10 protein-coding genes are annotated in these 15,051 nt (G+C 61.7%); 2 read left to right on the forward strand and 8 right to left on the reverse strand.

Annotated elements, in window-relative coordinates:
• Nucleotides 1-40 precede the first annotated feature (40 nt).
• Nucleotides 41-295 (forward strand): hypothetical protein, encoded by a 255-nt coding sequence (locus tag KGB25_RS13990; RefSeq protein WP_223435297.1) that lies wholly within the window; start codon nt 41-43, stop codon nt 293-295.
• Here KGB25_RS13990 and KGB25_RS13995 read toward each other — a convergent pair.
• From KGB25_RS13995 to pvdM, 5 genes are all read right to left on the reverse strand, one after another.
• Nucleotides 285-2,702 (reverse strand): TonB-dependent siderophore receptor, encoded by a 2,418-nt coding sequence (locus tag KGB25_RS13995; RefSeq protein WP_223435299.1) that lies wholly within the window; start codon nt 2,700-2,702, stop codon nt 285-287. The genes KGB25_RS13990 and KGB25_RS13995 overlap by 11 nt on opposite strands.
• A gap of 125 nt (nt 2,703-2,827) precedes the next feature.
• Entirely contained in the window at nt 2,828-4,489 is a 1,662-nt protein-coding gene (locus tag KGB25_RS14000; RefSeq protein ID WP_223435302.1) for a cyclic peptide export ABC transporter, read from the reverse strand.
• 104 nt (nt 4,490-4,593) lie between these two features.
• Nucleotides 4,594-5,499, reverse strand: coding sequence for a formylglycine-generating enzyme family protein (locus tag KGB25_RS14005; RefSeq protein WP_008032321.1), 906 nt, complete (start codon nt 5,497-5,499; stop codon nt 4,594-4,596).
• 29 nt (nt 5,500-5,528) lie between these two features.
• Nucleotides 5,529-6,809, reverse strand: a complete 1,281-nt coding sequence (locus KGB25_RS14010) for an aminotransferase class V-fold PLP-dependent enzyme (protein WP_223435304.1) — start codon at nt 6,807-6,809, stop codon at nt 5,529-5,531.
• A gap of 28 nt (nt 6,810-6,837) precedes the next feature.
• Nucleotides 6,838-8,187 carry a pyoverdine-tailoring dipeptidase-like protein PvdM gene (gene pvdM / locus KGB25_RS14015; RefSeq protein WP_192418054.1) on the reverse strand — a complete coding sequence of 450 codons (1,350 nt, stop codon included), beginning with the start codon at nt 8,185-8,187 and terminating at the stop codon, nt 6,838-6,840.
• Between the two features lie 244 nt (nt 8,188-8,431).
• Here pvdM and KGB25_RS14020 point away from each other — a divergent pair, with 244 nt between their 5' ends.
• Entirely contained in the window at nt 8,432-10,060 is a 1,629-nt protein-coding gene (locus KGB25_RS14020) for a PvdJ/PvdD/PvdP-like protein (protein ID WP_223435305.1), read from the forward strand.
• 130 nt (nt 10,061-10,190) lie between these two features.
• Here KGB25_RS14020 and KGB25_RS14025 read toward each other — a convergent pair whose 3' ends face one another.
• Genes KGB25_RS14025 through KGB25_RS14035 form a run of 3 tightly spaced genes read right to left on the reverse strand, consistent with a single transcriptional unit; the run spans nt 10,191 to nt 14,739 of the window.
• A complete protein-coding gene (locus KGB25_RS14025) occupies nt 10,191-11,585 on the reverse strand; it encodes an efflux transporter outer membrane subunit (protein WP_223435307.1) in 1,395 nt (464 codons plus the stop codon).
• A gap of 7 nt (nt 11,586-11,592) precedes the next feature.
• Complete coding sequence (locus tag KGB25_RS14030; RefSeq protein WP_223435311.1) at nt 11,593-13,566, reverse strand: MacB family efflux pump subunit; 1,974 nt, start codon at nt 13,564-13,566, stop codon at nt 11,593-11,595.
• Nucleotides 13,567-14,739: an efflux RND transporter periplasmic adaptor subunit gene (locus KGB25_RS14035; protein WP_223435315.1), complete on the reverse strand. Its 1,173-nt coding sequence runs from the start codon at nt 14,737-14,739 to the stop codon at nt 13,567-13,569. It lies immediately after the preceding gene.
• Nucleotides 14,740-15,051: the final 312 nt, after the last annotated feature.

Genomic DNA, 15,051 nt, shown 5'->3' on the forward strand with positions numbered 1-15,051 from the left:
GTAATGAAAGCAGTTAAGACAAAATCGAAGGTGATGTCCAATGAAAATCAAAATGACATCTCTGCATGATGGCCATAAGGGCCATTGGTATGTGATGGTTCGGGTAGTCGAGACTCGTTTCGAAAAGTTCTTGTCGGCTAGATTTTCAGCCAGGGGCAAAGCGAATGATGATGGCCGGTTACTTCTCGCCTATCTACATGCATTTGCTCCACTCCCGCTCACCTTAAAAACACCACCGGGCCGCAAGCGGCCCGGTGTTGTTCAACATTTAACGTACACAGCAATCAATAATTAGCCCGCAACGTCAACGTCAGATTACGCGGATCGCCATAGAAGTTTGTCCCCCACGAAGCATCCACGCGATCGTAGTACTTTTTATCAAACAGGTTGTTGCCAGTCAGTGTCGCCGACAGGTTCTCGTTGAACTTGTAGCCAACCTGCGCGGTGGCGATGCCGTAGCCGCTTTGTTCGAAGCGTACTTCACGCTGGTACCAGGTCTTGCTGACTACGCGCACGCCGCCGCCGACACTGAAGTCTTTGAGCGGGCCGTCAGCGAATTCGTATTTGGTCCACAGGTTGAAGTTGTGCTTCGGCGTGATGGTGCTGAAGGTGCTGCCTTCGGTCGCGTCGTCAGATTTCAACAATTTGGTGGTGGTGAAGGCGTAGCCGGTGACGATGCTCCAGTTGTCGGTCAGGTTACCGCTCAACTCGGTTTCCCAGCCCTGGCTGCGCGCCTTGCCTTGTGCTTCGTTTCCACCGGTGTCGGCGTTGAATTGAGCACGGTTTTCATCGTAGATGCGGAACATCGCGATGCTGGCGTTCAGGCGGCCGTCGTAGAACTCGCGCTTGAGGCCGACTTCATATTGCTTGCCTTTACGCGGTCCGATGGGCGAGTTGTCGCTGTCGAGCTCGCTTTGTGGCTTGAACACGCCGGTGTAGCTGGCGTAGGCCGACAGTTCCGGGGTCAGCTTGGCGATGATGGCGCCATAAGGCACGACTTTGCGGTTGATGCTGGTGTGGGCTTCGCCGAAGCTGTTGAAGAAGGCGTTGGCGTTCTTCGCGTCGCTTTCGTACCAGGTCACGCGGCTGCCGCCGATCACGTCGAGCCAGTCGGTGACGTTGAACTTGGCGCGGGTATAGAGGCCGTACTGGTCGGATTTGGACCAGTTACCGTTGTTGCGCTCGTAGTCGTTCTTGGGAATATCGATACTGCCCGGGTTGTAGACGTTGATCGGGAAGTACTCGCCGCCACCGTATTCAAAGTCTTTGTCGAGGTGCTGGTACTCGGCACCCACGGTGAACTCGTGTCTGCGATCCGCGAATTCGAACGGCGTGGTGACGAAGCTGTCGACGCCGATGGTTTTGATGTGGGTGTAGTAGTCGTACGCCACGGCCGAGCTGTCGCCGGTAGCCGGATCGACGGCACCGTCGGCCCAGGTGAAGTTACGCTGTGGCGTTTCTGCGTCGCGGTAGGTGACGGTGGTCTTGAACTGACCGCCGTTGTCCAGCGCGTGATCGACCTCGGCAAAGGACTCCCAGACTTTCTCGTTCAGGGTGTTCCACTTGGCATCGACGAACGTCGAGCGCGGCACGTCCAGCAACTTGCCGTCGGCAAAGGCCGGCAAGCCGAACGCCGGGGTGGAGTGGTTTTGCTGGTAGGCGCCGCCCACCGACAGGGTGGTGGATGGGGCGAGGTCGAATTCCAGGCGACCGTACACCATCGGGCGTTCGTTCTGGGCAGAGTCGACGTAGGATTTGTTGTTTTCGTAAGCGGTGATGAAGCGACCGCGCACGGTGCCTTGATCGTTCAACGGACCGGTGACGTCCACCATCGAGCGGTAGTGGTCATAGGAGCCTGCGCCCAGCTCGCCGCCGAGGGCGAATTTGTTCAGGGCGCGCTTGCGCACCACGTTGATGGTGCCGCCGGGTTCGCCAGCGCCTTGATACAGGCCGGATGGGCCGCGCAACACTTCGACGCGATCGTACATCGCGAGGTCGAAGCTGGTGCCCATGTCGCCCTGGCCGGTCGGTTGCGATACGCCGTCAACCTGCACCTGGTCGACGAGGAAGCCGCGCATGTAGACGTCGTTCAGGCTGGAGCCGGAGTTGTACGTCTTGATGGTGACGCCGGTGACCTGGCGCATTGCGTCTTGCAGGCTGTTCATGTTCTGGTCGTCCATGCGCTGGCGCGTGACGACGGACACTGACTGCGGGATGTCCTTGAGCTTGATGTTGCCCTTGCCGATGCTGACTTGATCGGTGGTGTAGGAATGCGTGCCTTCAGTGGTAGGCCCCGGCGCCACGCCGGAAATGGCGGTCGCGCCCAGTTGCAGCGCGCTGGAGTTACCCGCGACCGGAATCAGCGAAACGGTGTTGCCAGTCAGTTGAAACGTAATGCCGCTCCCCAGCAGCAACGTATTCAATGCCTGTTCCGGCTCCAGATTGCCGGAAACCGCCGTGGACTTGAGGCCGTTGACCATGTCCTGGCTGTACAGAATCTGCAGGTCGGTCTGTTGACCCAGTTGCTGCAGCGCGCTGGCCAGCGATTGCGCAGGCACGTTGATGTTCACCGGCGCGGCCTGGACCTGAGAGGTGCCCAGCAGCAACAGGGTCAGCAACGCACCCGGTACGACTGTTCGGAATTTCTTTTGCGGCGCGATGGCCAGTGCCAACGGCGCGCGGGACAGGGTAGGGCTTTGCATTGCTCAAATCGCTCCTAAGGTGTGCAGATTTTTTTAGTTAATGATAATTATTATTAGACGCATCACCCCGACGAAACCGGAAAACAAACTCCGAAAATCGTCGAGGTATATGGATTCAACGCTGCTCAGGCGGTCGCCCGCTCCGTCACCACACGGCCCGATTCCATGCGAACCAACTGATCGGCCATGTCGAAATAGCGGTCGTCGTGGGAGATGACGATGATGGTTTTGCCCAGGCGCTTCAGGTCCGGAAGCAGCTCGGTGTAGAAGATCCGGCGGAAGGTCGGGTCCTGGTCGGCCGCCCATTCGTCAAACACCAGCACCGGGCGTTCTTCCAGCCAGGCATTGACCAGTGCCAGGCGTTTACGCTGGCCGGTGGACAGGTCGGTGGTGGTGAAACTGCCGTCCTTGACGCTGACCTTGTGCGCGATTTCCAGGCGTTGCAGGTATTTGTTGGCGTCTTCGGGAATGTGCTGATCGCCCTGCACCACGTCATCGAACAGGTAGTAGTCGGCAAAAATCGTGGTGAACAGTTGGCGGTAGTCGTCACGGCTCTGCGCATCGACACCTTCGCCGTTGAGCAGGATTGCGCCTTGTTGCGGCGCATAAAGCCCCAGCAACAACTTGATCAGCGTGGTCTTGCCGCAGCCGTTTTCGCCGACGATGAAAATGATGTCGCCCTGTTCGATGGTCAGGTTCACCGGCCCCAGGCGGAAGGCTTCGCTGCCCGGTGCAGCCGGGAAGGCATAGCTGACGTTGTCCAGTTGCAGGCTGTTGACCACGGCCGGTTTTTTGCCGGTGTCGTTGAGCAGCAGGTGCGGCTCGGGCGAGGAAAACCGGCTCGACAGTTCAGCGATGCGGCGGAAGGCAATCCGCGCCCGGCTGACCACCGGCAAGGTGCCGACCAGATGCTCGATAGGGCCTTTCATGTACAGCAGCACCAGGACGAAGCCGCTCATCACCGACTTGTCGGCGCTGGGCCAGAACGATTGCAGGGCCAGCGCGAGGCCGATGACCACGAAGAACAGCATCGACCCCAGCGTCTTGGCGATCACGAAGGTATTGATCGAACGCACCTGGGTGTTGCAGATGAAATCCGCCGTGCCCTGAATGCCCGAGGTGAACATGCGCTGGCGGCGCGGACGGTGAATGCGCAGTTCCTTGGCGCCGCCGGCGATGGCGTTGTAGTGCTTTTGCAATTCGTCTTCGGCGTCACGGGCGGCCATGAAGCCCTTGATGCCCTTGCCCTGTGCGTAGAACTGGATGCCGGTGCCGATGGCAATCGCCAGCACCATCATCAGGAACATCGGCCACGACAGCATCGCCAGGTAGCCCATGCAGCCGAGGGTCACGGTCAGGGAGATGGCCAGCGGCGCGAAGGCAAACGCGAAGTCGCTGATGGTGTCGACGTCATGGGTCAGCACCGGGATCAAACGGTGGCTGCGATAGCGTTCGATCTGTTCGATGGGCGCCGACAGCACCTTTTCCCCCAGCTCTTTGCGCAGCTTGGCGATGATGTGCTGGCCGACGTAGTTGGTGCCGATGTCCGAGCAGATCGAACTCGCCAGCGCCAACAGGCAAAGGCCGCCGAACAGTGCGACCACGCCTTGAGTCAGGCCGCTTTCCGAATGCAGGGCATTGTTGATCGTGGCCAGCAACACCGTCACGCTCAGACCGCCCACCATGCCCAGAATGATCGACAGGCTGACCACCAGCCGGAACGGTTTCAGGAGGGTGAACAATTCATGAATTGCACCGCGCGCAGGCTGGGTCTTGGGAAGATGCATGTGAGGAAGGTCTCTTGGGTCGTGAGGCAGATACCCAGAAGAACGTGTGGCCAGGCGTTTAATTTAGACGGCCGCCGACTGGCGGCGGCCGGGGGGAAGGGGTGTCAGCCTTTGGAAGGCAGATCGCGCACGACGCGGAAACCGATCCAGTCGCCACGGGTTTGCGGGTAGATGTTGTTGCGGTTGCCGGAACGCGAGAACACCGGCGCTTCGCCCCAGTCATTGCCACGAATCTGCAAGGCTTCGCAGTTGGGTTCGACCCACGCGCTGCCGTCGGTGGGGGCGCCTACGTAATCGCTGTGTTCGCAGTCGGCGATCCACTCGTAGACGTTGCCGTGCATGTCGTACATGCCGAAGGCGTTCGGCGGGTAGCTGCCGGCCGGGGAGGTGTAGCTGTAGCCGTCGGTTGGCCCGTAAGTATTGGCATGGGTGGCGATGCTGTACTCGGTGCCCTCATCGAACGGGAACGGGAACGGCCCCGTTGAACCGGCACGGGCGGCGTATTCGCGCTGGGCCTCGCTGACGATGTGGTAGTGCTGGCCGGTCTTGAGCGACAGCCACGCGACATACGCGCTGACCTCGGCAAAGTTCATGCACACCGCCGGTTGGCGCGGGCTCTGTGGATAACGCGGCTTGCTGTTGATGCACTCGCGGCCGGGGCGAGTGTCGCCGTCGGGAATGGTGATCCCGGTTTCTTTCAGGTACTGGTCCCATTCGCCGGCGGTGATCTGGTAACGGCTCATGGCGAACGGCTTGTCGAACGTCACTTCGTGCATCGGGCCTTCATCGGGTTCGCGACCGACTTCACCCTCCGGCGTGCCCATGGTGAAGGTGCCGGCGGGCAGCACCACCATTTCCGGGCAGTTGCGGCAATCCTTGAACACCTTGCCCGGCAGCGGTGCGGTGGTGGCCTGGGCGGCGCCGGGCAACGCGGTGCCGAGCAATGCCAGGATGGTCAGCGCCCCGAGTTGTGGGAGCGACAATCCGAGTCTGTGCAGGATGTTTTTCATATGCATTCTCGCTAAAGGAAATCGGTGTTTCAGAGCTTGCTGGCCAACAGCGCCATGACGCGATCGATGTGCGCCTCGGTGTTGAGCAGGCCCGGCGACAGGCGAATGATCGGGCCGACATCGCGGTCCACGGCATCGCAGACCACGCGCTGGTCCATCAGGAAATTGGCGACTTCTTCGCAGTCGCGGTTCTTGATCCGGAAGAACGTGAAGCCGGCGGAATACTCGGGCGACAACGGCGTGACGAGCTCCACCGACGGATGCTCCTGCAAGCGCTTTTTCAGGTAGCTGTTGATTTCATGGATGCGTGCCTGAACCTCGGCCTTGCCCAGGTCCAGATGCAACTTGAAGGCTTCGGTCAGCGCCCAGCGGTGTTCAAACGAGTGATAGCCGCCGTAGGTCATCACGGTCGAAAACGTGGTCGCTTCGGAGAACGTCGGGATGGTCGGTGTGAGGTCCTTCATGTCATCGGAGCGCGCGCAGATGATCCCGGTGCCCCGTGGGCCGAACATCCATTTGTGGGTGCCGGCGATGAAGTAGTCGCAATGCATGTCCGGGAAATCGAGGTTTTCCACGCCGAAGCCGTGGACGCCATCGACCACATACAGGATGCGATCCTTTTCCTGGCGGTCGCGGTTTTTCTCGGCGACCAGTTTGCCGATCTCGCCGATGGGCAGCTTCACACCGCTGCCGGAATGCACCCAGGTCATGCCGAGCACGCGAGTCTCGGGGCGAATGTTGCGGGCAATGGAGGCCAGTATTTCTTTCGTCGAGACCTTGTACGGGTCTTCGAACAATTTGATTTTACGGACCTTGGTTCCGTCCTTTTGCGTACGGAATTCAAACACGCTGTTGGCGGCGTAGTGCTCATGTTCGCTGGTCAGGATTTCCTGATCCGGACGCACGTGAATGCCGGCGTAAATCATCGCCAGGCCTTCGGTGGTGCTGCCGGTCAGGGCGATCTGCGAAGGCTTGGCCTTCAAGTAATGGCCGGCCCACACGCGCACGTCTTCTTCACGGCGTTCGGTTTCGCCGCGATGCCAGTCCATCGCCAGGCCGGGGTTGCGGTCGAGGTTGGCGCGGTGCATCTCGATGGCTTCGCGCACGGGACGCGGGTGTGAGGTCACCAGGAAGTTGGCGAAATGCAGGTAATCGGGATCCTGATTGAACAGCTGGCGAAACTGCGCCCATTTGTCTTTGGGCAGCGGCGCCGGCGTGGCGGCCAGTGCCGGCAGGCTGACCGCTGAACCCAGGGGAATGGCGGCCGCGACAATGCCGGCCTGCTTGAGGAATGTACGACGGTTGGTCATGAATTCGGTTCGCTTGGCAAAGTGAATGTCAGTGTTTGGCGACGGGTCTGGAGGACTTCTGCACCTGATCCCAGACGCGCAGGAAATTGCCGCCCCAGAGCTTGGCGATGTCGGCTTCGCTGTAGCCGCGGCTGATCAGTTCGGCGGTCACGTTGCGTGCCTCGCTGACGTCTTTCCAGCCGTTCAGGCCGCCACCGTCGTTGAAGTCGGAGCTGATGCCGACGTGATCGATGCCGATTTTTTTCACGGCGTAGTCGATGGCGTCGCCGTAATCCTTGAGGGTGGCCTTGGGTTCTTCATCGACAATGCCGTAGAGCTGACTGGCGTATTCGCCGAAACGCTGTTCCGACCACACGGTGATCACCGGGTCGCCCGGCATCAGTGCCATCTCCAGGCCTTGCAGCGGTTGCAGGTCGAAACGCGCACGCAGGGCGTTGAGTTTGTCCTGGGTGCCCTGGCTCAGTGGCTTGATGTAGGTCGGGAAGCCGACGATCTGCACCACGCCGCCGCTGTTCTTGATCAGCTGCATTTCGTTGTCGCTGAGGTTGCGCGGGATGTCCACCAGCGCCCGTGGCGCCGAGTGCGAGGCGACCATCGGTGCGCGGCTCAATTGGCTGACTTGCTCAAGCGCTTTGGTCGACATTTGCGACACATCGATGATGACCCCGAGGTCGTTCAGGCGATGCACCGCTTGCTTGCCCAGCTCTGACAGGCCGCCCAGCGCATCACGGGAATCATTGAAAAACGGCAGCGGCCGGGACGAATCGGCCCAGGCGTTGTTGCCTACGTAACTGAAACCGAACATGCGCATTCCGCGTGCGGCCCATTTATCCAGGGCGTTGACGTCGTTGCCCAGCGGGTAGGCGTTGAGCATGCTGATGAACACGGCGAACTTGCCCTCGCCGTGCAGGCGTCGGAAATCGTCCGGGGTGTAGGCAATGGCCACCTGATTGGGGAAGTCGCGCACCAGGGTGGTGATGATTTTGTAGCGGGTCTCCTGCTCGTGACGGGCTTCGTCGATGAACCCGGCGGTCGGGCGGTGCGGGGCGTTGTCGCCGTTCCAGATTTCGGGCCAGCCGAAAATGGTCAGCGCCGCGCCGGACAGGCGACCACGCGCTGTCTTGACCAGGTCGAACTGGCCGCTGCCGTCCTTGTCGGCCTCGTTTTCGGCGGTGCCGAAATCCATGGGCACGGTGATGTGGCTGTCGAACGAGAGGATGCGTTCTTGCAGTTCATCGGCCTGTTTCATCACCGCGACCGGGTAGCCGGGGTTGTCGTTGAGCCAGTAATCCCAGGCCGCAAACCCTGCCGCGCCAGCGATGGCCAGCGCCAGGGGCAGGCCAATGAAAAGAGCCTTTTTCGAACGAGGTTTTGTCATTGCCATCTCAGTCAGGTTCGCCGTCGAGGGTGCAGGCGCGGGGGCCTTTGCTATCTGGGAAGAACGAGTGGCCGAGTGGGAAATTTAGTGAGGCTGATGGCCCCTTCGCGGGCAAGCCTCGCTCCTACAGGTCCTGCGCTGCCTCTGTAGGAGCGAGGCTTGCCCGCGAAGCTCTTAAATTTGTCGAGGCAACAAACGTTCTAGCTTGGATAAAGCCTGCTCCATGGCTGACACAGGTAGGGCAATGACGATTTCTCGACGATGGTTCCTGGCGGGGCTGGCACTGACCGGTGCCGCCCTGCCTGCGGCGTATTACGGGCATCGCGAACTGACAAAACCGGACCCGACCATTACCCCCGGCGAAGCGTCATTCGACGTCGCGGATGTGGCCGGTCAGCGTTTGGCCAACACCTTGCAGGGCGTCTGGGACATTCGCTTCGAGGGGCGTGACGCGGGGCTCGACGGCTTGCCTCGCGAGGGCTTGCAACTGCTGCTCGACGTCGGTCACAAGGGCCGTGGGCTCAACGGTTTTCTCGATACTTTCGAGGCGCTGCGTGCCGCACCGCCACCGCGCTATCGCGTCCTCGGCGATCTGACAGGTGTAGATAACAAAGAGCTGAGCTGGCGCCTGATCGATTCCCGATCCCCAACGGGGACGCCGGACTACGAATTCACCTTCAAGCTGGACGAGGTCTGGGCCGCGTTCGGCAATGCCGGCAGCGGCACTTTGAGTGGGCGTGTACTGCGCCTGGATCGTCCGTTGGCCTTGACCGCCCAGGACAACCGTTTCGTCGCAGTCAAACAGGTGTTCCCTGAAGCGCGTGAGCGCACGGGCCTGGGGCCGGCGTTGCTGGCGTGGCTGATTTCGCCCGAGCACCGCTTGTTCCATCAGCTCTGGCACGCCTCCCGCGACAAATGGCACACCTTGTCCGAAGACAAGCGCAACGCCTTGCGCGGTATCGGCTGGCAGCCGGGGCTGCGGGACAAGGAGCGCGATGCGCGCGGGCCGCGCAAGGACCGCAATGGCTCGGGCATCGACTTTTTCTTCATGCACCGGCACATGCTCGGCACCGCGCGCTCCCTGCAAGACTTGCCGTCGTGGCAGCAGTTTCCGTTGCCGCAACCGGAGCTGGTGCGTGATCGCCAGGCCTTTGCCCGTTACTTCGACAACCACGACGGCACCGCTTTGCCGCCGGCCTGGCGCGCCGAAGACGATGACGAGTATTCGCAGTGGGTCGCCGATCTCAAGACCGCCGAGACCTATCACAGCAATTTTCAGGTCTGGGAGTCGCGATACCGTGACCCGCGTTACCTGTCGAAATTGACCTTGGGGCAGTTCGGTTCCGAGGTCGAACTCGGGCTGCATGACTGGCTGCACATGCGCTGGGCGTCGGTGCCCCGTGATCCGTCCAACGGTCAGCCAGTGCCGTTCGCGCGGGACACCGCAGACTTTTCCGCCCGTTGGTTCGCGGCGGAAAACGACTTTCTTGGCGACCCGTTTTCCTCCCATGTGAACCCGGTGTTCTGGCATTTCCATGGCTGGATCGATGACCGTCTAGAAGACTGGTTCCGTGCGCACGAGCGCTTTCATCCGGGGGAAGTCAGGCGGCTGGAGGTCAATGGTGTGCCGTGGTTTGCGCCCGGTCGCTGGGTCGAGATCGACGATCCGTGGCTTGGCCCGAGCACCCACGGCTGCAACACCACGCCGGGGTTGCAGGCGGGCAAGTCGGTGGAAATGGACCCGGAAACCATGAAACTGGCGCTGCGGATTACCTTTGGTGAAGACGAGAAGAAGCTGGAGGATCTGTTCCGCAAGGTGCCGCAACGGCCTTGGTATGCGCGGAATTTGAAGGCTAAACAGAGTCCGGTTTGATTACCGCGTTATCGTTCTTCGCGGGCAAGCCTCGCTCCTACAGGATTCAGGTGTGCCGCATGATTGGGGCATGACACTTAACCTGTAGGAGCGAGGCTTGCCCGCGAAGGGGCCATTGCTATCAATACAATCACAACACCTGCCACCCACCCCCAAGCGCCTTGTACAACGCAACACTCGCCTGCAACCTCGCCAACCGCAGCTGCACATTCAAATCCTGCGCGGCATACAGCGTGCGCTGGGTCTCCAGCACCGTCAGCAAATCCTCGGCCCCGGCCTGATAGCGGCTTTGCGCAATGTCGAAAGCCGTTTGCGCCTGATTCAATTCTTCACTTTGCCACTGGCGCTGGGCGTCCAGTCCGCGAATGCCGGTCAGGGCTTTTTCCACGTCGGCAAAGCCGTTGATGATCGCGCCACGGTAGGTTTCCAGCAGTTCTTCCTGGCGCGCCGTGGCCTTGTCGCGTTCGGCGCTCAGGCGACCGTTGTTGAAAATCGGCGCGACCAATCCGGCGGTGAGGTTGTAGAACGGGCTGCGCAGCACATCGCTGAAGGTGTCGGCGCCAGAACCGATCTGGGCACTCAATGTCACGGTGGGCAGCATTTTCGCCCGGGCCACGGTCACATCGGCGCGTGCGGCCGCCAGTTGCGCTTCGGCGCGAGCGATGTCCGGGCGACGGTTGAGCAACTCGCTGGGCACACCCGCGCCGATGACCGGCCAACTGAGCTGGTCGAAGCGCTGATCGTCGAGCTTCAGTTCCTGAACCGGACGGCCGAGGAGGGCGGCGAGGGTGATCCGCGCTTCTTCGGCTTGTTGCTGCACCAGCGGCAGCTGCCGTTGTTGCGCGGCCACCAGGCTTTTTTGCTGGGCCAGTTCCAGCGCCGTGGCAGAGCCTGAGTCGAAGCGGGTTTGTACCAGGTTCAAAACCTTCTGCGCATTCGCCAGATTGAGCTGCGCGATACGGTGCTGTTCCTGCAATGACAACGCTTGCGCGTAGGTGCTGGCAACCGCGCTGAGCAGCGTCAACTCAACCGTATCGCGATCGAACTCACTGGCTTGCAGGCTGAATTGCGCACTGTCGCGGGAAGCGCGCTGGCCGCCCCAGAAATCGATTTCATAACTGGCGCTGAGGCTGGCGTCGAAGTAATCCACCGCCTTGTTGCTGTTGTCGGCGTCCAGTTGGCTGTAGCCGTTGCCGCGCATCAGCTTCTGGCGATTGGCGTTCCCCGCGGCCTTCACTTCCGGCAACAGCGAACCGCCGGCAATCACGGTGGTGGCTTGCGCTTGACGCACTCGGGCCAGTGCGGCCGCCAGGTCATAACTGCCGACGCGGGCCTGTTCAATCAGTTGATCGAGCTGCGGGCTGCCAAAGTGCGTCCACCACTGGGCGTTCTGCATCAAGGCGTTTTCATGGTGTGCCGAGTGCCAGGTGGGCGGTGGCTGCAGGCCGCTGTCCGGGCGCGAGTCCGGGGTGGCGCACGCGCTGAGTAACACGCAGAGGGTCAGCAGGCTGAGTGGCGCTTTCATAGATCGATCATTCACTGGTAAGGGCCGTGACCGGGTCGAGCCGGGCAGCTTTGCGGGCCGGCATGAAGCCGAAGACAACACCGGTGACCAGGGCGCAGCCGAAGGCACCGAGTACCGCTATCAAAGAGAACGCGACGGCCACTTCGCTGAGAATCAGCACGCCGCCGACGATCAGCGCCAGGGCAATGCCGGCGAGGCCGCCGACCACCGAGAGCATCACCGCTTCGGTGAGGAACTGCCGCAGGATGTCGCGCTGGCGGGCGCCGGTGGCCATGCGGATGCCGATCTCGCGGGTGCGTTCGCGCACAGTCATGAGCATGATGTTCATCACGCCAATCCCGCCCACCAACAGCGAAATCGCGGCGATCGAACCGAGCATCAGCGACAGGGTATTTTGCGTGCGCGCTTCGGCCTGAATCATTGCGGCGTTGTTGGTCAGTTCGAAATCCTTTTTGCCGTCGTGCAGGCGCAACATCAACTGCTCGATGGCGGTTTCCGTCTCTTTGACCTTGCGCGCATCGGCCGCGGCGATGGCCACGTACTCGGGGTTGTGGGTGCCGAACAGCCGCACACTCGCGGCGGAATACGGGATGGCGATGCGGTCGTCGCTGTCGGTGTCACCGGAGCTGGCACCTTTTTCCGCAAGCACGCCAACCACCTGGAACGGCACGTTTTCGATCAGGATGTACTGGCCGATCGGGTTGGCCACGTCCTTGAGCAATTTGCTCCGCACCTTGTGCCCGATCACTGCGACGGCCGCCGCGTTGCGTTCATCGTCCTGGGTGAAATAGCTGCCTTCCACCACCGGCCAATTGAAGATCGCCGGGAAGTTGGTGTCGTTGCCGCCGACGTAGCTCAAGTGATCGAGGTTGCCGAAGCGCACCCCGGCCTCCTGGCCGTTGACCGGCATGATGCGCGTCACCTGCGGCAGGCTGCCGACCGCCGCGACGTCATCGAGGGTGATGATGCCCAGCGGTGTTCGCGGGTTCGGTGCCGAGCCGCTGAGGTAAATGATGTTCGAGCCGAACGCGCCCATCTGCGCCATCACCTGACGCTTGCTGCCTTCACCGACGGCGAGCATCACCACCACCGACGCAACGCCGATGATGATCCCGAGCAGGGTCAGCGCGGTGCGAAACTTGTTGATCCACATCACCCGCCAGGCCGCGTGTACGGCGTCCACCAGTTCGCCTTTCCAGGCCCCCGTGGCCTCCGCGCCTTCGCTCAGGCGCTTGCGCAAATCCACGGCTTGCAGGGCGCCGGGGTTGGCTGAGGTTTGTACGTCGGGGTTGTCGTGGGCGCTGTCGCTGATGATCAGCCCGTCGCGGATTTCGATGATGCGTTTGGCCCGGGCCGCGACTTCGCGGTCGTGGGTGATGAGGATCACCACGTGGCCCTGGCTCGCCAGTTCATCCAGCAACGTCATCACCTCGGCACCGCTGTGGCTGTCGAGGGCGCCGGTGGGTTCGTCGGCGAGGATGATGTGGCCGCCGTTCATCAAGGCGCGAGCGATGGATACGCGTTGTTGCTGGCCGCCGGAGAGTTGGTGCGGGCGGTTGCCGGTGCGTGAGGCGAGGCCGAGGCGGTCGAGCAGGGCGGCAGCGCGGGCGTGGCGTTCGGCGGCCGGGGTGCCTGCGTAGATCGCCGGCATCTCGACGTTTTCCTGGGCCGAGCCGGACGGAATCAGGTGATAGCCCTGGAACACAAAACCAAAGGCTTCGCGGCGCAGCCAGGCCAGTTCATCGCTGTCGAGCCCGGCGACGTTTTCCCCGGCGAAGCGGTATTCACCGGACGTCGGGCGGTCGAGGCAACCGAGGATGTTCATCAGCGTCGACTTGCCGGAACCGGACGCGCCAACAATCGCCACGAACTCCCCGGCATGGATCGACAGGTCGATACCGCGCAACACGTGAACTTCAGGTGAATCGCCGCCGCCGTAGGATTTGCGGATGTCCTGCAGGTCGATCAGGGGCGTCAGCATCTAGCCGCCACTCCCGTCGACCGGGCCGATCAACAGGTGATCGCCTTCCTGCAAGCCGTCGAGGATTTGCACCCGCAGGCGGTCGCTGATGCCGGTGCGCACCTCGCGTTGCTCGATGCGGCCGTTTTTGGCGACGACCTGAGCGGTCTGGATGTTCGGTTGCGTGCCGCCTTGCAGCGCAGCGATGGGCGCCGTGAGCACGTCTTTCGCCTGGTCGGACACGAAGAACACTTGTGTGGTCATTTCCGCCATCAGCGCGTTGTCGGCGTTATCGACGTCGAGCAGCACGGTGTACAGCACCACGCGAGCGCTGCCGCTTTTGCTCGAACTGGTCGGGCTGCCACCGCCCTGGCTGGTCTGGTCCAGAGGCTTGGGCGGTACCGGCAGGATTTGCCGCACGGTGCTGCTCCAGCGCCGCTTGCCACCGCTGAGGGTGGTGAACCAGGCCGTCATGCCGGGTTTGACGTGGCCGATGTCGGCTTCCGAGACTTCGGCCCAGACCGTCATCGGCGACAACTTGGCGATGCGCAGAATCAACGGAGTTTGCTGTTGCGCGTTGAGGGTCTGGCCGACCCGGGCGTCGAGTGCGACCACGGTGCCGGACATCGGCGCGTAAATGCGCGTGTAACCGAGTTCGGCCTGATCGCTGCGCAGGCTGGCCTGGGCCTGGCGGATCTGCGCCTGGAACATGTCGATGCGTGCTTGGGTGGCGCGCAGTTCAGCCTGGGCAGTTTGCACGTCTTCTTCGCGGGTGGCGCCGCCGGCCTTGAGGTTCTGCTGGCGCTGGAACTTTTGCCGGGCCAGCTCGTGCTGTGCCCGTTGTTCCTCGAGTTGCGCCTTGAGGTTTTCCACGGAAAAACGCCCGGCGTCGAGTTTGGCCTGTTGCGTGGACGGATCGATTTCCACCAGCAACTGGCCTTCCTTGATCACATCACCGACTTCCACATGGATCTTCTGGATCTGCCCGGACGCCTGCGCACCGACGTCGACGTAGCGTCGAGGTTGCAGGGTGCCCAGCGCCGTGACGCTGCTTTCGATGTCACCCCGACTGACTTGTACGGTGGCGAATTTGTCTCGGCCGGGCGGGATGACCTGCCAGGCAGCCACGGCGATAACGGGGATCAGACAAAGTGCTACAAGCAGGGCGCGTCGGGTGTGTCGGGGACGTTTCATGCAGGGTTCCGGCCAATGGATATCGGCCCGTCGCTCAGCCTGCGCACAAAATCCGGCAACAGTTGAACGCTGTCGGGAAGCCGACAGAGACGGGGAGCTGTCCTTTATACGAGGAAAGCGGCGGGGAATTTAGGCGCGGACACAAGCCGACACAATCACCCCTGTAGGAGCGAGCCTGCTCGCGATGGACGTCACCGATAACGCGTTTCTTCCTGAATAAACGCGTCGCCCTCAAGTCCTTCGCGAGCAGGCTCGCTCCTACAGGTTCGCGACTATTTGTCGGGCAAGATGAAGCAATACTTTAAATCTATA

It is taken from the genome of Pseudomonas sp. BF-RE-21 (genome assembly GCF_019947305.1).
GTDB lineage: Bacteria > Pseudomonadota > Gammaproteobacteria > Pseudomonadales > Pseudomonadaceae > Aquipseudomonas > Aquipseudomonas migulae.

Bases quoted from the DNA above. Each gene is read 5' to 3' on its own strand.
- KGB25_RS13990 (WP_223435297.1), top strand. From the start codon at position 41: ATGAAAATCAAAATGACATCTCTGCATGATGGCCATAAGGGCCATTGG.
- KGB25_RS13995 (WP_223435299.1), bottom strand. From the start codon at position 2,702: ATGCAAAGCCCTACCCTGTCCCGCGCGCCGTTGGCACTGGCCATCGCG.
- KGB25_RS14000 (WP_223435302.1), bottom strand. From the start codon at position 4,489: ATGCATCTTCCCAAGACCCAGCCTGCGCGCGGTGCAATTCATGAATTG.
- KGB25_RS14005 (WP_008032321.1), bottom strand. From the start codon at position 5,499: ATGAAAAACATCCTGCACAGACTCGGATTGTCGCTCCCACAACTCGGG.
- KGB25_RS14010 (WP_223435304.1), bottom strand. From the start codon at position 6,809: ATGACCAACCGTCGTACATTCCTCAAGCAGGCCGGCATTGTCGCGGCC.
- pvdM (WP_192418054.1), bottom strand. From the start codon at position 8,187: ATGACAAAACCTCGTTCGAAAAAGGCTCTTTTCATTGGCCTGCCCCTG.
- KGB25_RS14020 (WP_223435305.1), top strand. From the start codon at position 8,432: ATGACGATTTCTCGACGATGGTTCCTGGCGGGGCTGGCACTGACCGGT.
- KGB25_RS14025 (WP_223435307.1), bottom strand. From the start codon at position 11,585: ATGAAAGCGCCACTCAGCCTGCTGACCCTCTGCGTGTTACTCAGCGCG.
- KGB25_RS14030 (WP_223435311.1), bottom strand. From the start codon at position 13,566: ATGCTGACGCCCCTGATCGACCTGCAGGACATCCGCAAATCCTACGGC.
- KGB25_RS14035 (WP_223435315.1), bottom strand. From the start codon at position 14,739: ATGAAACGTCCCCGACACACCCGACGCGCCCTGCTTGTAGCACTTTGT.